Here is a 22,575-nt window from a genome sequence, read left to right as displayed (position 1 = left end):
CGACGCGCATGTTGATAAACGGGAAAATGTTGGCCAGCACCAGCATGAACAGGGCGCTGAGGGCGTAACCGATCGGCCGCTTGCGCGGCTCGTCCCAGCGGGCGCTGAGCGTGGTTTTGCAGCGCGGACAGACCGCTTTGCTGCCATAGGCCAGCGGCGGCAGCGCCACCAGCATGTCGCACTGCGGGCACAGCATCAGGTTATCCTGGTGCTCCGCCGAAGGTGCGGAATGACTATGCTGCTGATGATTGTTGTGGGAACACACCATATTCCTCCTAAATAACGTTGCTCACCGGCACGTCGATACCGCCCGCAGCAGCGCGCGGGCGGTATCGCAACGGTCAGCCGTTTTTCATCGCTTCCAACTCTTCCCAGCGGGCGAAGGCCTGCTCGAGCGCCTGCTCGGCGTTAGCCAGCGCCGTCAGCACTTGTTGCGTTTCGCTGTGCGGCCGCGTGAAGAAGTCGGCGTCGCTCATCTGCGCCTGCAGCGCTTCGATCTCCGCCTCCAGCTGTTCGAGCCGCTGCGGCAACTGTTCCAGTTCGCGCAGCAGGTTGTAACTCAGCTTGGCCGCCGCTTTCTTCGGCTGTTCGGCCTTTTTCTCCGCCGCCGGTTTGCTCGCGCTCGGCGCCGCCTGACGAATCGGTTTCGCCGTGGCGCGCTGATGATGCGCATCGTAGTAACCGCCGACGAAGGCGTTGATCACGCCGTTGCCTTCGAAGATCCAACACTCGGTCACCGAGTTGTCGACGAACTGACGATCGTGGCTGACCAGCAGCACGGTGCCCTGATAGCCGTCGATCAGCTCTTCCAGCAGCTCCAGCGTTTCGACGTCGAGATCGTTGGTTGGTTCATCGAGGATCAGCAGATTGCTCGGTTTCAGAAACAGCTTAGCCAACAGCAGGCGGTTACGCTCACCGCCCGACAGCGCCTTCACCGGCGTCATCGCGCGTTTCGGGTGGAACAGGAAGTCCTGCAGGTAGCCCAATACGTGGCGAGGGCGACCGTTGACCATCACTTCCTGTTTGCCTTCCGCCAGGTTGTCCATCACCGTGCGCTCCGGATCGAGATCCGCGCGGTGCTGATCGAAATAGGCCACTTCCAGCTTGGTGCCGCAGTGCACGCGGCCGCTGTCGGCTTTCAGCTGACCGAGCATCAGTTTCAGCAGCGTGGTTTTGCCGCAGCCGTTCGGCCCCACCAGCGCAATCTTGTCGCCGCGCTGTACCTGGGCGGAAAAATCGCGCACCAGCACTTTTTCGCCCACCTGATAATTGACGTTTTCCAGCTCGAACACGATTTTGCCGGAGCGGGTCGCCTCTTCCACCTGCATCTTGGCGGTGCCCATCACTTCGCGGCGCTGCGAACGCTCGACGCGCAGCGCCTTCAGCGCACGCACGCGGCCCTCGTTACGGGTACGGCGCGCCTTGATGCCCTGACGGATCCAGACCTCTTCCTGCGCCAGCTTGCGATCGAACTCGGCGTTTTGCAGCTCTTCCACCCGCAGCGCTTCTTCTTTGCTCTGCAGATACAGATCGTAATTGCCCGGCCAGGAAACCAGCTTGCCGCGATCCAGATCGACGATGCGCGTCGCCATGTTGCGGATAAACGAACGGTCGTGCGAGATGAAGACGATGCTGCCGTCGAACTCTTTCAGGAAGCCTTCCAGCCAGTCGATGGTTTCGATATCCAGGTGGTTGGTCGGTTCGTCGAGCAACAGCACGCGCGGCGAGCTCACCAGCGCGCGGCCCAGCGCCGCTTTACGCAGCCAGCCGCCCGACAGCGAGGAAAGCTCGGCGTCGCCGTTCAGCCCCAGCTGCAACAGCACTTCGCTGATGCGGCTGTCGAGCTGCCACAGCCCCTGGTGATCGAGGATCTCCATGATTTGCGCCATGCGCGCCAGATTTTTCTCGCTCGGGTCGCTCTCCACCAGATGGGAAATCGCATGGTACGCCTTCAGGTGTTCCGCCTGCTCCGCGACGCCTTCGGCCACGAAGTCGAACACGCTGCCGCCGATATTGCGCGGCGGATCCTGTTGCAGGCGCGCCACGATCAGATCCTGCTCGTAGATCACCCGGCCGTCGTCCAGCGGGATCTCTTTGCCGAGGATCTTCAGCAGCGTGGATTTGCCGGCGCCGTTGCGCCCGACCAGACACACGCGCTCGTTGTCTTCGATATGAATTTCGGTGTTGTCTAAAAGCGGCGCATCGCTGAAAGAGAGCCAGGCGCCGGACATGCTGATTAACGACATAGTAATTATTTTCCTTCGCCGGCGTGAGTCACCAGCCAGCAGTTGTGGATCTGACGGTTACGGGCAAAGTCCTGCGACAGCGTCTTGGCGGTGATCTCTTTCGCCTCCAGGCCCAGCGCACTCAGCCCTGCCATATCCATTTGGAAACCGCGCTTGTTGTTCGAGAACATGATGGTTCCGTTGCGGCGCAGCAACCGTTTCAAATCTTTCATCAGCGCCAGATGATCGCGCTGCACGTCAAAAGTGTTCTCCATCCGCTTGGAGTTGGAGAACGTCGGCGGATCGATGAAGATCACGTCGAACTGTTCGTTGGCGTTGCTCAGCCACGACAGGCAGTCGGCCTGGATCAGCCGATGCTGACGGCCGGTCAGGCCGTTGGCGCGCAGGTTCTTCTCCGCCCATTCCAGGTAGGTGCGCGACATGTCCACCGTGGTGGTGCTGCGCGCGCCGCCCAGCCCGGCGTGCACGCTGGCGGTGCCGGTATAGGCAAACAGGTTGAGGAAGTCCTTGCCGCCGCTCATCTCGCCCAACATGCGGCGCGCAATACGGTGATCGAGGAACAGGCCGGTATCGAGATAGTCGGTCAGGTTAACCCACAGTTTGGCGTTATACTCTTCCACCAGCAGGAACTCGCCCTTCTGCGCCAGCTTCTCGTACTGATTCTTGCCCTTCTGCCGCTCGCGAGTTTTCAGGATCAGCTGATTCGATGGCAATTCCAGCACCGCCAGCGTCGCGTTGATCACATCGAACAGGCGTTGACGCGCTTTCTGCGCATCGACGGTTTTCGGCGGCGCATACTCCTGCACCACCACCTTGCTGCCGTAACGATCCACCGCGACGTTGTATTCTGGCAGATCGGCATCGTACAGGCGGTAGCATTCAATGCCCTGCTGTTTCGCCCACTTGTCGAGCTTCTTCAAGTTTTTGCGCAGACGGTTGGCGAAATCTTCCGCCACCTGCACGCCGCCGGTAGTGGCGCCGGCCGGGTTCGCCGCCAGCTGATAGTTTTTCTGCACGCACTCCAGCGGGCCGTTTTTCGCCTTGAACTGGCGCTCGGCGCGCAGCTGCAGGCAGCTCAACAGCTCCGGCGAGGCGCTGAACAGCGAAAGCTGCCAGCCGCCGAAGGCGCTTTTCATCACGCGGCCCAGCATGTTGTGCAGCGCGATCAGCGCCGGTTCGCTTTCCAGACGCTCACCGTACGGCGGGTTGCTTATCACGGTGCCGTGCGGGCCTTCCGGCAGCGGATTGGTCAACCGCGCCACGTCGCCGACGTTGAAAGTGATCAGCTCGGCGACGCCGGCGCGGCGGGCGTTGCCGCGCGCCATCTCAATCACCCGGCGATCGATATCGGAACCGAAGAAGCGAGAGGCGGTTTCCTGCAGGCCCCGGCGCGCGCGCACCTGCGCTTCGGCGGTGACTTCACGCCACAGTTCGGCGTTGTGGCCATTCCAGGCGCTGAAGCCCCAGTGCTGGCGGTGCAGGCCAGGCGCGCGATCGGCGGCGATCATCGCCGCTTCGATCAACAGCGTGCCGGAGCCGCACATCGGATCGAGCATCGGCGTGCCCGGCTGCCAGCCGGAACGCAGCACGATGGCGGCCGCCAGGTTTTCCTTCAGCGGCGCCTGGCCGGTGAGATCGCGGTAGCCGCGCTGATGCAGGCCTTCACCGCTCAGATCGAGGGCCACGCTGGCCATATCGCGTTGCAGGAAGACGTTAACGCGAATATCCGGCTGCTGCTTGGCAACCGTCGGGCGTTGGTCGAGTTTGCGGGTGAAGCTGTCGACGATGGCGTCTTTCACCTTCAGCGCGCCATACTGGCTGTTGCGGATCTCTTCGTTCACGCCGCTGAAATGCACGGCAAAGGTTTTATCCACGCCAAAAATGCTCGGCCAGTCGATCGCCTGTACCCCGAGGTACAGATCCAGATCGCTGTGCACGCGGAATTCGTTCAGCGGCAACAGAATGCGCGAAGCCAGGCGGCTCCACAGCAGGCTTTGGTACAGAAGACGATCGTCACCCTGAAAATGTACCCCACCCTGCACCACTTTGCAGTCGTGAGCGCCAAGCGCTTCCAGCTCGCTTTTTAACAGTTCTTCCAATCCACGCGCCGTGCTGGCAAACAGAGAGTTCATATCGTGCTTATCACCAAAAAGAAAATTGTTGCGCATTATAGCTAATCCGCACCGCTTGTCATAAAGTTGCTCCCTTCTATTTAATAATCGCACGGAGATGAGGGTGATCACGCTTTCCAGACTCTACGTCCATCCGGTTAAATCACTGCGCGGTCTGCAGCTTTCTTACGCCCAGGTCGGCAGCAGCGGTCTGGCCTTCGACCGCAACTTTATGATCACCGAGCCGGATGGCACCTTTATTACCGCGCGCCAATACCCGCAGATGGTGCTGTTCACGCCGGCGCTGCTGCCGGACGGGCTGTTCCTGAGCGCGCCGGACGGCGAAAGCGCCGCCATTCGCTTCAGCGACTTCGCCGCCGCGCCGCAGCCGACCGAGGTGTGGGGCAACCATTTCACCGCGCTGATCGCGCCGGATGAGATCAACCGCTGGCTGAGCGGCTATTTCCAGCGCGACGTTCAGCTGCGCTGGCTGGGGCCGGAGTTGACCCGCCGGGTGAAAAAACACCCCGAAATCCCGCTGACCTTTGCCGACGGCTACCCTTATCTGCTGATTAACCAGGCTTCGTTCAACGATCTGCAGCGGCGTTGCCCCGGCAGCATCAAGCTGGAGCAGTTCCGCCCCAATTTGGTGGTGAGCGGCGCAGCCGCCTGGGCCGAGGACGGTTGGCAGGTGATCCGCGTCGGCGATGTGATGTTCGATCTGGTGAAACCCTGCAGCCGCTGCGTGCTCACCACCGTCAGCACCGAGCGCGGCCGCAAGCACCCGAGCGGCGAACCGCTGAGTACGCTGCAAAAATTCCGCTCCGCCGACAACGGCGATATCGATTTCGGCCAGAACATGATCGCGCGCAGCAGCGGCATCATCCGCGTGGGCGATACGGTGGAAGTGCTGTCGACCAAGCCGCCGCGCCCTTATGGCGCCGGCAAAGTGGTGGAGAGCGTGCAGGCGCCGCAAGACAGCGAGCACAGCGTCACTATCGAATATGAAGGAAAGGTGTTTACCGGCAACAACCAGCAGATCCTGCTCGAACAGCTGGAACAGCAAGGCATTCGCGTGCCTTACTCCTGCCGCGCCGGGATTTGCGGCAGCTGCCGCATTACGTTGTTGAGCGGTGAGGTCGCGCCGCTGAAGAAAAGCGCGCTGGGCGACAACGGCACCATCCTGTGCTGCAGCTGTATCCCAAAAAGTGATTTGACGTTGGCGTAATCCGCCTTATACCGCCCTGTCGTAAGCCGGGGCGGCGCTTTCATCCTGCGCGCAGGGTTTCAGCCGATCGTGCATCACCTTGATGGCGTCGCCCAATACCATGGTGCGGCCGGCGACCGTCAGTTGATTTTGCGCCAGCAGGCACAGACTGGCGTTATCCCCGGCCTCTACCACCAGCAAACGCGCTTCCACGCCGCTTTCCATCACCTTCACCGCCGCCAACTCGCCGTTTTTCGGCTGCAGCGGGTAATGCTGCTGCGAGAAATGCCAGCTCTTCGGCATCAGCGGTTTCAGGAAGCGGTAGGCGACCAGCGCATTCAACACCAGCTCGGCGCGCTGCTCATGGCTGAGTTTGATCTGCTTGCACTGTTCTTCATAGGTGAAATAAAGGGCGGCGTCATCCACGCAAAAAGCGCATTCATCGAAGGCGTCCGGCGTTAACATTTTGGCCGGGAAACGTGAACGGAAGATCATACCATTAGCTAAATCCAGCATTAGCCGATCGTGTTCGGCATCAAAATACCAACGCCAATTATCGTCAGGTTTTATCTTCATTTCGTATCCTTCTCGCTGCCTATGCCAACGCCGCACTCACCCTAAAAGGCGATTTTATCACCGATAAAATAGCTTAAACATCGGATAATTCCGCGAACGATATTTATGCTAACGAACAAAATATAGACGAGCCGGGGGCAGAAATAAACCCCCGGAATAAAATGAGAGGAAAAATATTAGATATGGGTAACGATATCTTTAATCAAACGCGGGCCGTGATAGATAAATCCGGAATAAATTTGCAGCAGGCTCGCGCCGGCCTCCATTTTTTCGCGCGCCGCCGTCAGCGAATCGATGCCGCCCACGCCGATAATCGGCAGGCGTCCTTGCAGTTCGGTGGAAAGACGACGGATCACTTCCGTGCTGCGTGATTGCAACGGACGCCCACTTAACCCGCCCGCTTGTTCGCAGTAATTTAATCCCTGGATCAATTTTCTATCCAAGGTGGTATTGGTGGCGATCACGCCATCGATATTATGCCGCACCAGGCTATCGGCAATTTGGATCAATTCTTCTTCTGAAAGATCCGGCGCGATCTTTACCGCCACCGGCACATATTTGTGATGGCGCGCATGTAATTCCTGCTGCTTATTTTTAATCGCAGCTAAAAGATCGTCCAGCGCTTCGCCATACTGTAAGGATCGTAACCCCGGGGTATTCGGTGAAGAGATGTTAATCGCGATATAACCGGCATACGGATAAACTTTATCCATGCAGATCAAATAATCGTCTTTACCCTGTTCGACCGGGGTGTCTTTATTCTTGCCGATATTGATCCCAAGAATGCCGCCGAAATGGGATTTCTTAACGTTTTCAACCAGATTGTCCACGCCATGGTTATTGAACCCCATGCGGTTGATCAGGCCTTCCGCCTCAACCACGCGGAACAAGCGCGGCTTGTCGTTGCCCGGTTGCGGGCGCGGCGTCACGGTGCCGACTTCCACATGGCCGAAGCCCATCGCGCCGAACGCATCGATGCATTCGCCGTTTTTATCCAGACCGGCGGCCAATCCCAGCGGATTTTTGAACGACAGCCCCATGCAGCTGACCGGTTTGGTCGGCACGGACTGACGGACAAGAAACGCTAATGGGGTGCCGGTAATACGGCTGAGCTGACGAAAGGTCACTTCGTGCGCGCGCTCGGGATCGAGCTGGAACAACGCTTTCCTGATGAGGGGGTAGTACATGGACTCTCCTGATTTCCCGGTTGCAAACCGGGGGCGTATTATCCGGTATCCCCCGCCCAATTGGAATTGATTAAAGGCAAAAAAAGCCGTTTTTACGCAATCGTTTTCTCTCTTCACCGCCAAATCGGCGCCAATCCGCTTTTGCGCATATCGAAATCAAAAAATGAGATTTAAAAAACGCGCCCGGTTGCTGGTAGGTTTAAAACACTTCCTTTTGATTTTCTAATTAAACCTAACTTTTAGTTATAAGGAGTGGTAATGCGCGTTATATCACTGGCCGGCAGCCCACGCATCCCATCACGTTCCGCCGCGCTGCTCGCGCTGAGTCAGAACTGGCTGCGGCAGCAAGGGGTGGAAGTGACGGCTTATACCCTGCACGACTTCGATGCCGAAGACCTGCTGTACGCCAACTTCAACAGCCCGGCGATCAAGGCGTTTGCCGAGCAGCTGGCACAGGCCGACGGCCTGCTGATTTCCACGCCGGTTTATAAAGCGTCGTTCTCCGGCGCGCTGAAAACCCTGCTGGATCTGCTGCCGGAACGCGCGCTGGATCATAAGGTGGTGCTGCCGCTGGCGACCGGCGGTTCGATCGGCCACATGCTGGCGGTGGACTACGCGCTGAAACCGGTGCTGGCGGCGCTGAAAGCGCAAGAGGTGCTGCATGGCGTGTTCGCCGACGACAGCCAGATCCAACTGGCCGGCGAAGGCGCCACGCTCACCGACGCCGTCGCCGCCCGGCTGGAAGAGGCGCTGGCCAGTTTCTATCTGGCACTTGGCCGCCGCAAACCGCCCGCGCTGCGCGTCGCCTCGCCGCTGGCGGCGCGTCAGACCGCCTGAAACACCTGGAAAAGGAGAGCCTGAATGAAAAAACGCATCGTTTTACGGCGCTGGCTGAGCGCCGCTACCTTCACCGGCCTGCTGTCGTTGGTTTGGGCCACTGCCGCCGCTGCGCAGGATCCGGCGCAGTTCCGCATCGGCTACCAAAAAGGATCGGTCAGCCTGGTGCTGGCGAAGAGCCACCGGCTGCTGGAGGAACGTTTCCCCGCCACCCGCATCAGCTGGATCGAGTTTCCCGCCGGCCCGCAAATGCTCGAGGCCTTGAACGTCGGCAGCATCGATCTGGGCAGCACCGGCGATATTCCGCCGATCTTCGCGCAGGCCGCCGGCGCAGACCTGCTGTATGTCGGCGTTGAGCCGCCCAAACCGAAGGCGGAGGTGATCCTGGTGCCGGAAAACAGCCCGATCAAAACCGTCGCCGATCTGAAAGGCCATAAGGTCGCTTTCCAGAAAGGATCCAGCTCGCACAACCTGCTGTTGCGATCGCTGCAAAAGGCCGGCCTGAAATTTACGGATATCCAGCCCGCCTATCTGACCCCCGCCGATGCGCGCGCCGCCTTCCAGCAGGGCAACGTCGATGCCTGGGCCATCTGGGATCCTTATTATTCCGCCGCGCTGCTGCAGGGCGGCGTACGGGTGCTCGGCGACGGCACCGATCTGAACCAGACCGGTTCCTTCTATCTGGCGGCGCGCCCCTACGCCGAAGCCAACGGCAGCTTTATCAGCCAGGTTCTGACCGTGCTGACCCAGGCCGATGCGCTCACCCGCAGCGACCGGGCGCAAAGCGTGACCCTGCTGGCCAACGCCATGGGGCTGCCGGAGCCGGTGATCGCCAGCTATCTGGATCACCGCCCGCCGACCGCCATCACACCGCTCGATGCGCAGACGATCGCCGCGCAGCAGCAAACCGCCGACCTGTTTTACGCCAACCGGCTGGTGCCGGTGAAGGTCGACATCTCGCAACGCATCTGGCGCCCAAGCGCGCAATAAACAATGGGAGAACACTGACGATGAGCCTGAACGTTTTCTGGTTTTTACCCACCCACGGCGACGGCCACTATCTCGGCAGCGCACAGGGGGCGCGCAGCGTCGATCACGGTTACTTGCAGCAGATCGCCCAGGCGGCGGATCGGCTGGGATTCGGCGGCGTATTGATCCCCACCGGCCGCTCGTGCGAAGACTCCTGGCTGGTGGCCGCCTCGCTGATCCCGGTCACCCAGCGGCTAAAGTTTTTGGTCGCGCTGCGGCCGGGCATCATCTCCCCTACGCTGGCGGCGCGCCAGGCGGCGACGCTGGATCGCCTGTCCAACGGGCGCGCGTTGTTCAATCTGGTCACCGGCGGCGATCCGGAAGAGCTGGCGGCGGAGGGGTTGCATCTCAATCATGAAGAGCGCTACGAAGCCTCAACCGAGTTCACCCACATTTGGCGCCGGGTGCTGGAAGGCGAAACCGTCGATTTCGACGGCAAGCACATTCAGGTGAAAGGCGCCAAACTGCTGTTCCCGCCGGTGCAGCAGCCGCGCCCGCCGCTCTATTTCGGCGGATCCTCCGCCGCCGCGCAGGATCTGGCCGCCGAACAGGTAGAAATGTATCTCACCTGGGGAGAGCCGCCGGCGCAGGTTAAAGAGAAAATCGAAGAGGTGCGCGCCAAAGCGGCGGCGAAAGGCCGCCAGGTACGCTTCGGTATCCGCCTGCATGTCATCGTGCGGGAAACCACCGAAGAGGCCTGGCGCGCCGCCGATCGGCTGATCGCACATCTCGATGAGGAAACCATCGCCGACGCGCAGCAGGCCTTTGCGCGCTTCGACTCCGTCGGCCAACGGCGCATGGCGGCGCTGCACGGCGGCAAGAAGGACAACCTGGAGATCAGCCCGAACCTGTGGGCCGGCATCGGCCTGGTGCGCGGCGGCGCCGGCACCGCGCTGGTGGGCGATGGCCCGACGGTCGCGGCGCGCATGCAGGAATATGCCGATCTGGGCATCGACACCTTTATTCTCTCCGGCTATCCGCATCTGGAAGAGGCCTACCGCGTCGGCGAACTGCTGTTCCCGCACCTCGATCTGGCGCAGGAGGAAACGCCCGTGCGCCTTCAGCCGGTGCGCCCGCAGGGCGAAGTGGTGGCCAACATTTATGTTCCGCAAAAAGTGTCGCAGAGCTGAGGAGCGCCCCGATGGCAAAGAACGCGCAACGCATCCTGTATCGGCTGGCTCCCTGGGCGCTGCCGCTGGCGCTGGTGATCCTCTGGCAGATCGCCGTCGAAACCGGCTGGCTGTCCAACCGCATTTTGCCGGCGCCGAGCGCGGTGCTGGCCGCCTTCTGGAGCCTGAGCCAAAGCGGCGAACTGTGGCAGCACCTGAGCATCAGCAGCCAGCGCGCGCTGATCGGCTTTGCCATCGGCGGCGGCATCGGGCTGATCCTCGGCTTTATTACCGGGCTGTCGCGCTGGGGCGAACGCCTGCTGGACAGCTCGGTGCAAATGATCCGCAACGTGCCGCACCTGGCGCTGATCCCGCTGGTGATCCTGTGGTTCGGCATCGATGAATCCGCCAAGATCTTTCTGGTGGCGCTCGGTACGCTGTTCCCGATTTATCTCAATACCTATCACGGCATCAAGAACATCGATCGCGGCCTGTTGGAGATGGCCCGCAGCTACGGCCTGAGCGGTTTCCGCCTGTTTACGCAGGTGGTGCTGCCGGGCGCGCTGCCGTCGATTATGGTCGGCGTGCGTTTCGCTCTCGGCTTCATGTGGCTGACGCTGATCGTCGCCGAAACCATTTCGGCCAATTCGGGCATCGGCTACCTGGCGATGAACGCGCGTGAATTCCTGCAAACCGACGTGGTGGTGGTGGCGATCGTGCTGTACGCACTGCTCGGCAAGCTGGCGGACGTGGGCGCGCAACTGCTGGAGCGCGTCTGGTTGCGCTGGCATCCGGCCTATCAACTGAAACAGGGAGAAGCGCTATGACCCTTCCCGCTCGCCTTGCGCAAGGCACGCCGGTGACGCTGGAGTCCATCGGCAAAGGTTACGGCAACCGCACCGTGCTGGACAATATTCAGCTGCGCATTTCCGCCGGGCAGTTCGTGGCGGTGGTCGGCCGCAGCGGCTGCGGCAAGAGCACCCTGCTGCGCCTGTTGGCCGGCCTGGAACAGCCCAGCAGCGGCGCGCTGCTCAGCGGCAACGCGCCGCTTGCCGCCGCTAAAGAGGATACCCGGCTGATGTTTCAGGATGCGCGCCTGCTGCCGTGGAAAACGGTGATCGACAACGTGGGCCTGGGGCTGCGCGGCCAGTGGCGCGATGCGGCGCTGCAGGCGCTGGACGCGGTCGGCTTGGCGGATCGCGCCCGCGACTGGCCGGCGGCGCTGTCCGGCGGGCAAAAGCAGCGGGTCGCCCTGGCGCGCGCGCTGATCCACCGCCCCCGCCTGCTGCTGCTGGACGAACCGCTCGGGGCGTTGGATGCCCTGACGCGCATCGAGATGCAGGGGCTGATAGAAACGCTGTGGCAACAGCACGGTTTTACCGTACTGCTGGTCACGCACGACGTCAGCGAAGCCATCGCGCTGGCGGATCGGGTGATCCTGATCGAAGAGGGGCGCATCGGGCTGGATCTGACTCTCGATCTGCCGCGGCCGCGCCGCAAGGGTTCCGCACGGCTGGCGGAACTGGAGGCCGAAGTGCTGGAGCGGGTGTTATCACCGCCGGCCACAGCGGCCAGCGGCCGTCGGGCGGCGAATTGAAAGGATGAAAAAAGGGACGGCGCAGGCCGTCCCTTGATCTATTCAGCGCGAAAAGATCAGGCGTCGAGCGCCTTGCTGATCTTCTCGTACAGATCGCCGGACAGGTTTTCCAATCCTTTCAGCTGTTCCAGCGCCTTGCGCATCAGCGCCTGGCGGCCCGCGTCGTAACGCTTCAGGCGAATCAGCGGTTCAATCAGGCGCGCGGCGATCTGCGGGTTGCGCTGGTTGAGATCGCTGAGGATCTCCGCCAGGAACTGATAGCCGCTGCCGTCTGCGGCATGGAACGCCGCCGGGTTGCCGGAAGCGAAGCCGCCGATCAGCGAACGGGTGCGGTTCGGGTTGCTCAGGCTGAACGAACGGTGTTGCAGCAGCGCGCGCACCTTGCTCAGCACGTCTGCCGCCGGGCTGCTGCCCTGCAGCACGAACCATTTATCCATCACCAGACCATCCTGATGCCAGCGCTCGTCGAACGCCGCCAGCAGCGCATCGCGGCACGGCAGCTGGGCCGCGACCGCAGCAGACAGCGCCGCCAGCGAGTCGGTCATGTTGTCTGCCTGGCGATACTGTTCGCTTACCAGTTGGTCCGCCAACGCCACATCTTCGCCGAACGCCAGATAGCCCAGGCATACATTGCGCAAGGCGCGCTTGGCGATCTCGGCGTGCTCCACGCGGTAGCCGTCGGTCTTGTTGGCGTGATATACCGCCAGCCACTCATCGGCCAGCTCCCGCGCCAGGCAGCGAACGATCGCTTCATGCACCGCGGCGATCGCTTCCGGATCGATGGTGGCGAACAGCTCGGCGATTTCGTTCTCCGACGGCAACGTCAGGATCTGCGCCGCCAGCGCCGGATCCAGTTTTTCGTCCAGCAGCACTGCACGGAACGCATCGGCCACGTGCAGCGGCAGCGACAGCGGCTGCTTCTGCTGGTGCCGCGCCACGTTCAGCTTGATATAGGTCGCCAGCAGGCTCTGCGCTGCATCCCAACGCGCAAATTCATTGCGCGCGTGCTGCATCAGGAAGGTCAGCTGCTGATCGCTGTACGGATAGTCCAGCTTCACCGGCGCGGAGAATTCGCGCAGCAGCGACGGCACCGGCTTATGCGCCACGCCGTCGAACACGAAGGTCTGCTCCGCTTCGGTGACGTTCAGCACGTTGTTGACCGGCAGGCCGCCCTTTTGCAGTGGAATGACGTTGCCTTCGCTGTCGTACAGTTCGATATCCAGCGGGATATGCAGCGGCAATTTCTCCGGCTGATCGGCGGTCGGCGCGGTTTGCTGGCTGACATGCAGGCGATACTGCTGGGTTTCCGCGTCGTAATCGTCGCGCACCGTCAACAGCGGCGTGCCGGACTGACTATACCAACGGCGGAAGCGCGACAGATCGACGTTGGACGCGTCCTCCATCGCCTGCACGAAATCGTCGCAGGTGGCGGCGCTGCCGTCGTGGCGTTCGAAATAGAGCTGCATCCCTTTCTGGAAGTTCTCCTCCCCCAGCAAGGTGTGCATCATGCGGATCACTTCGGAACCCTTTTCATACACCGTCAGGGTGTAGAAGTTGTTCATCTCGATCACTTTGTCCGGGCGGATGGCGTGCGCCATCGGGCTGGCGTCTTCGGCGAACTGCGCGCCGCGCATCACGCGCACGTTGTCGATGCGGTTGACCGAACGCGATCCCAGATCGGAACTGAACTCCTGGTCGCGGAACACCGTCAGCCCCTCTTTCAGGCTGAGCTGGAACCAGTCGCGGCAGGTTACGCGGTTACCGGTCCAGTTGTGGAAGTATTCGTGGCCGATCACCGCTTCAATGTTCAGGTAATCCTTGTCGGTGGCGGTTTCCGCCTTCGCCAGCACGTATTTGGAGTTAAAGATGTTTAACCCTTTGTTCTCCATCGCGCCCATATTGAAGAAATCGACCGCCACAATCATATAAATGTCGAGATCGTATTCCAGGCCGAAGCGGGTCTCGTCCCACTTCATCGAGTTCTTCAATGACGTCATCGCCCAGTCGGCGCGATCCAGGTTGCCGCGATCGACGAACAGCTCCAGCGCGACCTTACGGCCGGAACGGGTGGTGAAGCTGTCGCGCAGCACATCGAAGTCTCCCGCCACCAGCGCGAACAGGTAGCAAGGTTTCGGGAACGGATCCTGCCATTGCACCCAGTGGCGGCCATCGGCCAATTCGCCCTGGCCGATGCGGTTGCCGTTCGACAGCAGGAACGGATAGCGCGCCTTGTCGGCCTCGATGCGGGTGGTAAAGCGCGCCAGCACGTCCGGGCGATCCTGATAATAGGTAATGTGGTGGAAACCTTCGGCTTCGCATTGCGTGCACAGCGCATCGCCGGACAGGTACAGCCCTTCCAGCGCGGTGTTTTTCGCCGGGTGAATGTCGTTGACGATGGTAAGAGTGAATTGTGCCGGCAACGCTTCGATGATCAGCTGGTTATCCTGCTGGCGGTAGGCGCTCCACGGTTGGCCGTCCACCTGAATGCTCACCAGCGTCAGATCTTCGCCATCCAGCACCAGCGGTGCGTCGGCCGCGCCCTGACGTTTGATTTTACTGACGGCGGTCACGCGCGTGGTTTCCGCGTCCAGACTGAAGTCCAAATCGATATCGGTCGTGGTGTAATCGGGCGCGCGATAATCGTGGCGGTATTTTGCCTGTGGCTGTTGTGTCATAAAAACCCTTAAACGTCTCGGTGAGTTATAGGTGCCAGGCCGCTCTTCTGCTTCGTACCGCAGCCGGAGTGTTCCCCTGCGGCGCGCGGTGGGCCTGAATTGTGAATAAACTGTATCACAGCTGGCCGAAAAGCCCAGAGTCGCCGGGCGACCACGAGAGAGAAATCAGAGGCAAATCATAAATCGCCCGCCAGGCGATAGCGCAGGTGACCAATGGCTAAATAAAAATCAGCATTTAATGCTAAAAAACCGCCACCGGGGGGCGCCGGCATAGTTGAGGCGACGCAGGCGGCATGGTGGTATAATTGCGGCATCAGGCCCAGGATGACTCGCACTATGAAAATTAAATACGCAATCTATTTTTTTACCCTGTGCCTGATGACTTCCTTCTCTCTGTTCATCGTCGATGAGCTGCTCGAAGCCCATACCGACTACCGCGATAACCAACTCAATCTGTACAAAATTGATCGCGCCAAAGAAATCTCCGAAGCCTTTCAGGCTGCGTTGCAGGCGCACCGCCTCAAACGCTTGAGCCTGATCGATCCGCAAATCACCCGAGCGCAATGTTTGGCCGCCGATCGGGCGGCGCGCGAAAGAATTACCCGCATCCGCGAACATCTGGACGATGAGGTCGCCAGACAGCTCGGGGTTCGGCAAAAAATCGCCGCGCTGTCGATGATCAGCCTGATGGAACAGCTGCTGGATAATGACAACCTGCAGCTTTCGCAGGTCAATAACACCAACGCCAATCTGTTCAACATCAACAGCGCCTATTACATCTCGCAAACCAGCAAGAGCTATTATCGCTACACCTACGATACCCGGATGGTGGATACCGACTCTTTTATGTTTCTCGAGGCCATCCGCCTTAATAACCGGCTGAATATGTCACTGACAGAATTGAGCGATCAGATTATCGACGTCAACGTCAGGCCGCTCGTTCGCAAAGACGCCTACCTGAAGTCCATTCAGCTGACCGGCGTGCTGAATGCGCTGAGCACCCGATTGATCTTCATGAAGATCAACTACGACGATGGACAAATCACCAACATCGTCAATGCATTGCTCGCCCAGGTGTCCGCTGAGCGCCTCCAGCAGATTACCCATGGGCTGTACACCGCTATCGATACCCATCAGCCCTACCCCACCGCGCTTATTTCGCGTTATGTCGACGATGTGAGCGGGCTTTCGCAGGCGCTGTATCAACGCAGCTTCGAGCTGGAAACCCTCGCGTCGCGTCACAAGATTTACGACAGCCAGACGACCATTTACGGCATGATTGCACTCGCCGGCCTGGTGGTGTTGCTGTTCATTTTGCCGGCGCTGGTGTTCTGCACCAGCATCAACCGCTGGCTGACCAAGACCCACAACAATATCGTGCGGCTGTCGCGCGGCGAGATAAATATCGATCGCAACGACGCCTTCTACAGCCAGGAATTGATCGCCATCAGCGACGCCATTCAGCAGCTCAGGCAATACCAGTTGGACAAGGTCTCGCTGGAAAGCGAGAAACAACTGCTGATTAAAGAGCTCGAGGCCTCTTCTTTCCTCGATCCGCTCACCAATATTTACAACCGCCGTAAATTTTTCCTTGAATGTCAGCTGCTGGGCGACGGCAGCTACCCGCAGGCCTTTTGCCTGATCGACATCGACAACTTCAAACAGCTCAACGACAGCTACGGCCACGACGTGGGCGACCGGGCGCTGGTGGCATTCGGCCACCTGCTGCAACGCGCGTTCCGCGCCAGCGACATCTTCTGCCGCTACGGCGGCGAAGAGTTCGCGGTGCTGCTGGGCAACTGTTCGTTGGACAACGCGCGGGACATCATGGAGCAATTGCGCGCCCGCACTCATCGCCTGACGCTAAATCTGGCCGATGGACGGCAAGTGCGTTTCACCACCAGCTGCGGCATTGCGCCGGTCAACGCATTCACCGCGCTGCAGGCGGCGATCAAACAGGCGGACGAAGCGCTCTATTTTTGCAAAAAGAACGGCAAGGATCGGGTCAGCGTGCATACCCAGGCCGGCTATATCTGATTCGCTGTTTAAAATAATTAACATTATAATTTTTATGACTAATTAGGCTAAGTCATTCACCTTACAGGCATATCTGGCTTTTTTTCCTCCCCGCCGCTATCAGGCCGCCATAAAGGCACGTTTAATCCTCGACCCGCTTTGGTGATTTATGGTGTGATGCAGCTTCAATAACAGGATAATCCGGGTATACTCCACCCCCACTTTTATGATTATCCGGATTTGGACACGCGCCTGACGAGGATGCTGTAACGCGCTATGACTCAATACGCTTCCCCGATTTTGACATCACTGCTTGATACCGATGCTTATAAGCTTCATATGCAGCAAGCAGTGTTCCATCGCTATCCCGCGATCAGCGTGGCGGCGGAATTCCGCTGCCGCGGCGACGAACTGCTGGGCGAATATGCCGACGAGATCCGCGCGCAGGTGGCGTTGATGAGCCGGCTGGCGCTGACCGATGCCGAATTCGCTTATCTTTCGGGCCTGCCCTTCTTCCGTCAGGATTACCTGAGCTGGCTGCGAACGTTCCGCTACGATCCGCAACAGGTCACCATAGACAGCCGCGACGGCAAGCTGCAAATCCGCATCGCCGGCCCCTGGCGTGAAGTGATCATGTGGGAAGTGCCGTTGCTGGCGGTGATCAGCGAAGTGGTGCACCGTCGGCGCTCTCCGCTGGCGACGCCGGAACAGGCGGTGGCGCATCTGCAAACCAAGCTGGCTCAGTTCAAGACGCTGGCGGGCGATCTGGATCTTTCGCGCTTCAAGCTGATGGACTTCGGCACCCGTCGCCGTTTCTCTCAGGGCGTGCAACAGGCCATCGTCAGCACCTTGCAGACCGAATTCCCGTACCTGTCGGGCACCAGCAATTACGATCTGGCGCATCAGCTCGGCCTGGCGCCGGTCGGCACTCAGGCGCATGAGTGGTTCCAGGCGCATCAGCAAATAAGCCCGGTGCTGGCCAACAGCCAGCGCGCCGCCTTGCAAGCCTGGTTGGATGAATACCCGGATCAGCTTGGCATCGCGCTCACCGACTGTATCACCATGGATGCCTTCCTGCGCGACTTCGGCCCTCAGTTCGCCGAACGTTATCAGGGGTTGCGCCATGATTCGGGCGATCCCGTCGAGTGGGGTGAAAAGGCCATTGCCCATTATCAAAAGCTGGGCATCGATCCGATGAGCAAAACGCTGGTGTTCTCGGACAACCTGGATCTGGAAAAAGCGCTGGCGCTCTATCGCCATTTCTACCAGCGCATCAATCTCGGCTTCGGCATCGGCACGCGCCTGACCTGCGATATTCCCGGCGTCAAACCGCTGAATATCGTGATCAAGCTGGTCGAGTGCAAAGGCAAGCCGGTGGCCAAGCTCTCCGACAGCCCCGGCAAAACCATTTGTCAGGATCAGGCGTTCGTCAGGGCCCTGCGCAAGGCCTTCGATCTGCCGCTGGTGAAGAAAGCCAGCTGAGCCTTCTATATATAGAGAGAAAGCCGGCCCGGTTCAGGCGCCGGCTTTTTTGTTTTATCCCGACAGTCCTCTTTTCAGCCAGCCACGATAAATGTTGCGCCAATCCGATGATTTCTGCTTGTGCTCTGCACCGCGGCAAGTAACATAGCCATTACCCCCATATTCTTGGGTTGTAAGCTATTTCTAAACCAAATTATTAAAGAGAGAAATCTATGAGCGTAGTGCCTGTAGTCGACGTACTGCAAGGTCGTGCTGCGGTTGACAGTGAAGTCACCGTACGCGGCTGGGTACGTACCCGGAGAGATTCAAAAGCTGGTATCTCCTTCCTGGCCGTCTATGACGGTTCCTGCTTTGATCCGTTACAGGCCGTCGTTAATAATTCTCTGCCGAATTATCAGGATGAAGTGCTGCACCTGACCACCGGTTGCTCAGTTGAAGTTACCGGCAAGGTCGTCGCCTCACCGGGCGAAGGCCAGAGCTTCGAGCTGCAGGCCACCGCGATCAACGTGGTCGGCTGGGTCGACGATCCGGATACTTACCCAATGGCGGCCAAACGCCACAGCATCGAATACCTGCGCGAAGTGGCCCACCTGCGCCCGCGCACCAATCTGATCGGCGCCGTGGCGCGCGTGCGTCATACCCTGGCGCAGGCGATCCACCGCTTCTTCCATGAAAATGGTTATTTCTGGGTGTCCACCCCGCTGATCACCGCCTCCGACACCGAAGGCGCCGGCGAGATGTTCCGCGTGTCCACGCTGGATCTGGAAAACCTGCCGCGCACCGACAAGGGCGCCGTCGATTTCAGCCAGGACTTCTTCGGTAAGGAAGCCTTCCTCACCGTTTCCGGCCAGCTGAACGGCGAAACCTACGCCTGTGCGCTGTCCAAGGTATACACCTTCGGCCCAACCTTCCGTGCCGAAAACTCCAACACCAGCCGCCACCTGGCGGAGTTCTGGATGATCGAGCCGGAAGTGGCCTTCGCGACGCTGGACGATGTCGCCGGCCTGGCCGAAAGCATGCTGAAGTATGTGTTCCAGGCGGTGCTGGATGAACGTGCAGACGATCTGAAATTCTTCGCCGAACGCGTGGATAAAGACGCAATCTCTCGTCTGGAGCGCTTCGTCTCTTCCGATTTCGCCCAGGTGGACTACACCGACGCCATTGAGATCCTGCTGGCCTCTGGCCAAACCTTCGAAAACCCGGTTTCCTGGGGCATCGATCTCTCTTCCGAACATGAACGTTATCTGGCGGAGAAACACTTCCAGGCGCCGGTGGTGGTGAAGAACTACCCGAAAGACATCAAAGCGTTCTATATGCGCATGAACGAAGACGGTAAAACCGTCGCGGCCATGGACGTGCTGGCGCCGGGCATCGGTGAAATCATCGGCGGTTCGCAGCGTGAAGAACGCCTCGACATGCTCGATCAACGTCTGGAAGAGATGGGTCTGAATAAAGAAGACTACTGGTGGTATCGCGATCTGCGTCGTTACGGCACCGTGCCGCATTCCGGTTTCGGCCTGGGTTTTGAACGTTTAATCGCCTATGTCACCGGCGTGCAAAACGTGCGCGATGTGATCCCGTTCCCACGCACACCACGTAACGCAAGCTTCTAATTCATACGATCAAACGTTTTTTAAACGATTTCGTTACAAAACAAAGGCCAGCCTCGCTGGCCTTTCGCATTTTTTAATATTGACGCACATCACAAAGTTCCCGAAAAATTACATTTGGTTACACATACTTTCCTTTTGCAACCTGATTGGGACATTGGTATCATTTTCGTCCTAGATTAACCCGCCTGTGAATGGAACACTGCGTTCAGACACAGGACGACACCAATCTATCAACAATAGTTCCCAAAGAATTATTGGCGGCAGTGGCAAAGGTGTCCGAATAACACCAATGAGGGTAATAATGATGAAGCGCAACATTCTTGCAGTGGTTATCCCGGCTCTGTTGGCTGCTGGTGCAGCAAACGCAGCTGAAATCTACAACAAAGACGGCAACAAGCTGGATCTGTACGGCAAAGTTGACGGTCTGCACTACTTCTCCGACGACGAAGGCAATGACGGCGATCAGACCTATGTTCGTTTCGGCTTCAAAGGTGAAACCCAGATTACTGACCAACTGACCGGTTACGGCCAGTGGGAATACAACGTTCAGTCCAACCACGCCGAATCTCAGGGCACCGAAGGCACCAAAACCCGTCTGGGCTTCGCCGGTCTGAAATTCGCTGACTACGGCTCCTTCGACTACGGCCGTAACTACGGCGTACTGTACGACGTGGAAGGCTGGACCGATATGCTGCCAGAGTTCGGTGGCGATACCTACACCTACTCCGACAACTTCATGACCGGCCGTACCAACGGCGTTGCGACCTATCGTAACAACAACTTCTTCGGTCTGGTTGACGGTCTGAACTTCGCCGTTCAGTACCAGGGCAAGAACGAAAACGATGGCCGCGCGCTGAAGAAACAAAACGGCGACGGTTGGGGCCTGTCTTCAACGTATGACATCGGCGAAGGCGTAAGCTTCGGTGCTGCATACGCGTCCTCTGACCGCACAGATGCCCAGACCCGTCAGTCTACCGCTGGCGGCGACAAGGCTGACGCTTGGACCGTAGGCGCGAAATACGACGCCAACAACGTCTACCTGGCAGCGATGTACGCAGAAACCCGCAACATGACTCCGTATGGCGATTTCGATAGCGGCATTGCGAACAAAACTCAGAACTTTGAAGTGACCGCACAGTACCAATTCGACTTCGGTCTGCGTCCAGAAGTGTCTTACCTGCAGTCTAAAGGCAAAAACCTGGCTGGCCGTACCGCACACAATGCAAGCTTCGGCGGCGGCGATGCCGATCTGGTTAAATATGTTTCTGTTGGTACCACTTACTACTTCAACAAAAACATGTCCACCTACGTTGATTACAAAATCAACCTGCTGGATGAGAACGAGTTCACCAAAGCAACCGGCACTGCTACCGACGATATCGTAGCCGTTGGTCTGGTGTACCAGTTCTAAGTTGTCTCGCTTAACGGCGGTTTATCGTCGGCTAAGTTAAAAAACAGGGCTTCGGCCCTGTTTTTATTTTTGTCTTCCGGTAACGTTTTATCCTGCAGATTTCCCCTTCCCCATCATTTTTTCTGTCGAATCCTTCCCGTTCACAAGATCGCGGTGTTTTTATCGCAAACGGTTGGCAAAGCCGATAACTGGCGCTACCCTGATGCTTCTGTCTGCTTAACTCCGAGATTTGGAAGCACCTGACATGTTTGAAAAAATCACCGCCGCACCCGCCGACCCGATCCTGGGCCTGACCGACATTTTCCGCGCCGACGCCCGCCCGAATAAAATCAATTTAGGGATTGGCGTTTATAAAGACGAAACCGGCAAAACGCCGGTGCTGACCAGCGTAAAAAAAGCTGAACAGTATCTGCTGGAAAACGAGACCACCAAAAACTATCTCGGCATTGAAGGCATCCCGGCGTTCGCCAGCTGCACGCAAGAGCTGCTGTTCGGCAAAGAGAGCCCGATCGTTACCGCGCGGCGCGCGCGTACCGCACAGACGCCCGGCGGCACCGGCGGCCTGCGCGTGGCGGCAGACTTTATCGCCAACCAGACCAGCGCCAAGCGCATCTGGATCAGCAACCCAAGCTGGCCAAACCACAAGAACGTCTTTAGCGCCGTAGGCCTGGAAGTGCTGGAGTACGCCTACTACGACGCCGCCAACCACGCGTTGGACTTTGACGGCCTGCTGAACAGCCTGAAACAGGCACAGGCCGGTGATGTGGTGCTGTTCCACGGCTGCTGCCATAACCCGACCGGTATCGATCCAACGGCGGAACAGTGGGCACAGCTGGCTGAGCTTTCCGTCGCCAATGGCTGGCTGCCGCTGTTCGATTTCGCCTACCAGGGCTTCGCCAACGGTCTGGAAGAAGATGCGCAGGGCCTGCGTATTTTCGCCGCCAAACATCAAGAGCTGATCGTTGCCAGCTCCTACTCGAAAAACTTCGGCCTGTACAATGAGCGCGTCGGCGCTTGCACCCTTGTGGCTGCCGATGCCGAAACCGCCGATCGCGCCTTCAGCCAGGTGAAAGCGGCCATTCGCGCCAACTACTCCAACCCGCCGTCACACGGCGCGGCGGTTGTCGCCACCATTCTGGGCAACGATGCGCTACGCGCGATGTGGGAGCAGGAGCTGACCGACATGCGCCAGCGTATTCACCGCATGCGTCAGCTGTTCGTGAACACCCTGCAGGAGAAAGGCGCGCAGCAGGACTTCAGCTTCATCATCCAACAGAACGGCATGTTCTCGTTCAGCGGCCTGACCAAAGAACAGGTGCTGCGTCTGCGCGAAGAGTTCGGCGTCTACGCCGTGAACTCGGGCCGGGTGAACGTGGCCGGCATGACGCCGGACAACATGGCGCCGCTGTGTGAAGCCATCGTCGCCGTGCTCTAAAGGCATCGAAGCAGGCCATAAATCGTAAAAAAGGGCGCTCTATG

General features: G+C 59.2%; 16 protein-coding genes and 1 pseudogene. 11 read left to right on the top strand and 6 right to left on the bottom strand.

Annotation, left to right across the window (positions count from 1 at the left end):
- The 3 genes and pseudogenes from ACK3CV_RS09250 to rlmKL form a co-directional block, all read right to left on the bottom strand.
- Positions 1-268, bottom strand: a pseudogene (locus ACK3CV_RS09250) (paraquat-inducible membrane protein A); the annotation flags it as partial.
- Positions 269-341: 73 nt separating this feature from the next.
- Positions 342-2,246, bottom strand: coding sequence for an ABC transporter ATP-binding protein (locus ACK3CV_RS09245; RefSeq protein ID WP_033637886.1), 1,905 nt, complete (start codon positions 2,244-2,246; stop codon positions 342-344).
- Positions 2,247-2,251: 5 nt separating this feature from the next.
- Entirely contained in the window at positions 2,252-4,378 is a 2,127-nt protein-coding gene (gene rlmKL / locus ACK3CV_RS09240; RefSeq protein ID WP_089185444.1) for a bifunctional 23S rRNA (guanine(2069)-N(7))-methyltransferase RlmK/23S rRNA (guanine(2445)-N(2))-methyltransferase RlmL, read from the bottom strand.
- A 103-nt stretch (positions 4,379-4,481) separates the two neighbouring features.
- Here rlmKL and ACK3CV_RS09235 point away from each other — a divergent pair, with 103 nt between their 5' ends.
- Positions 4,482-5,585: a YcbX family protein gene (locus ACK3CV_RS09235; protein WP_047568296.1), complete on the top strand. Its 1,104-nt coding sequence runs from the start codon at positions 4,482-4,484 to the stop codon at positions 5,583-5,585.
- A 6-nt stretch (positions 5,586-5,591) separates the two neighbouring features.
- On the opposite strand, the gene ACK3CV_RS09230 is transcribed toward ACK3CV_RS09235, so the two are convergent.
- The gene (locus ACK3CV_RS09230) at positions 5,592-6,140 is read right to left on the bottom strand and encodes a cell division protein ZapC (RefSeq protein WP_033637882.1); all 549 of its coding nucleotides are present in this window, start codon (positions 6,138-6,140) and stop codon (positions 5,592-5,594) included.
- 176 nt (positions 6,141-6,316) lie between these two features.
- A complete protein-coding gene (gene pyrD / locus ACK3CV_RS09225) occupies positions 6,317-7,327 on the bottom strand; it encodes a quinone-dependent dihydroorotate dehydrogenase (protein WP_019454516.1) in 1,011 nt (336 codons plus the stop codon).
- Between the two features lie 258 nt (positions 7,328-7,585).
- Between pyrD and ssuE the strand changes: the two genes are divergently transcribed.
- From ssuE to ssuB, 5 genes are read left to right on the top strand one after another with little or no spacing between them, the layout of a single operon-like run.
- A complete protein-coding gene (gene ssuE / locus ACK3CV_RS09220) occupies positions 7,586-8,164 on the top strand; it encodes an NADPH-dependent FMN reductase (RefSeq protein WP_033654227.1) in 579 nt (192 codons plus the stop codon).
- Positions 8,165-8,188: 24 nt separating this feature from the next.
- Positions 8,189-9,154: a sulfonate ABC transporter substrate-binding protein gene (locus tag ACK3CV_RS09215; RefSeq protein ID WP_033637878.1), complete on the top strand. Its 966-nt coding sequence runs from the start codon at positions 8,189-8,191 to the stop codon at positions 9,152-9,154.
- 20 nt (positions 9,155-9,174) lie between these two features.
- Complete coding sequence (ssuD, locus tag ACK3CV_RS09210; protein ID WP_033637877.1) at positions 9,175-10,323, top strand: FMNH2-dependent alkanesulfonate monooxygenase; 1,149 nt, start codon at positions 9,175-9,177, stop codon at positions 10,321-10,323.
- Positions 10,324-10,334: 11 nt separating this feature from the next.
- Positions 10,335-11,129, top strand: coding sequence for an aliphatic sulfonate ABC transporter permease SsuC (gene ssuC / locus ACK3CV_RS09205; RefSeq protein WP_033637875.1), 795 nt, complete (start codon positions 10,335-10,337; stop codon positions 11,127-11,129).
- Positions 11,126-11,899 (top strand): aliphatic sulfonates ABC transporter ATP-binding protein, encoded by a 774-nt coding sequence (gene ssuB / locus ACK3CV_RS09200; protein WP_033637874.1) that lies wholly within the window; start codon positions 11,126-11,128, stop codon positions 11,897-11,899. Before ssuC ends, ssuB begins: the two co-directional genes overlap by 4 nt.
- 56 nt (positions 11,900-11,955) lie before the next feature.
- Here the strand turns inward: ssuB and pepN are convergent, their stop codons facing one another.
- Entirely contained in the window at positions 11,956-14,574 is a 2,619-nt protein-coding gene (gene pepN, locus ACK3CV_RS09195) for an aminopeptidase N (protein ID WP_039566687.1), read from the bottom strand.
- 336 nt (positions 14,575-14,910) lie between these two features.
- On the opposite strand from pepN, the gene ACK3CV_RS09190 reads away from it, so the two are divergent.
- The 5 genes from ACK3CV_RS09190 to ACK3CV_RS09170 all read left to right on the top strand — a co-directional run bounded on the left by ACK3CV_RS09190 (position 14,911) and on the right by ACK3CV_RS09170 (position 22,531).
- Complete coding sequence (locus ACK3CV_RS09190; protein ID WP_033637872.1) at positions 14,911-16,611, top strand: GGDEF domain-containing protein; 1,701 nt, start codon at positions 14,911-14,913, stop codon at positions 16,609-16,611.
- A gap of 255 nt (positions 16,612-16,866) precedes the next feature.
- Positions 16,867-18,072 (top strand): nicotinate phosphoribosyltransferase, encoded by a 1,206-nt coding sequence (gene pncB / locus ACK3CV_RS09185; RefSeq protein WP_049195842.1) that lies wholly within the window; start codon positions 16,867-16,869, stop codon positions 18,070-18,072.
- Positions 18,073-18,284: 212 nt separating this feature from the next.
- Positions 18,285-19,685 carry an asparagine--tRNA ligase gene (asnS, locus tag ACK3CV_RS09180; protein WP_033637870.1) on the top strand — a complete coding sequence of 467 codons (1,401 nt, stop codon included), beginning with the start codon at positions 18,285-18,287 and terminating at the stop codon, positions 19,683-19,685.
- A gap of 301 nt (positions 19,686-19,986) precedes the next feature.
- Positions 19,987-21,096: a porin OmpC gene (ompC, locus tag ACK3CV_RS09175; protein WP_033637869.1), complete on the top strand. Its 1,110-nt coding sequence runs from the start codon at positions 19,987-19,989 to the stop codon at positions 21,094-21,096.
- A gap of 244 nt (positions 21,097-21,340) precedes the next feature.
- Complete coding sequence (locus ACK3CV_RS09170) at positions 21,341-22,531, top strand: amino acid aminotransferase (protein WP_039566691.1); 1,191 nt, start codon at positions 21,341-21,343, stop codon at positions 22,529-22,531.
- The last annotated feature ends 44 nt before the right edge of the window (positions 22,532-22,575 follow it).

The sequence above is a fragment of the Serratia sp. TSO36 genome, from assembly GCF_057808395.1.
This window is presented reverse-complemented; position numbering and strand designations above follow the sequence as displayed.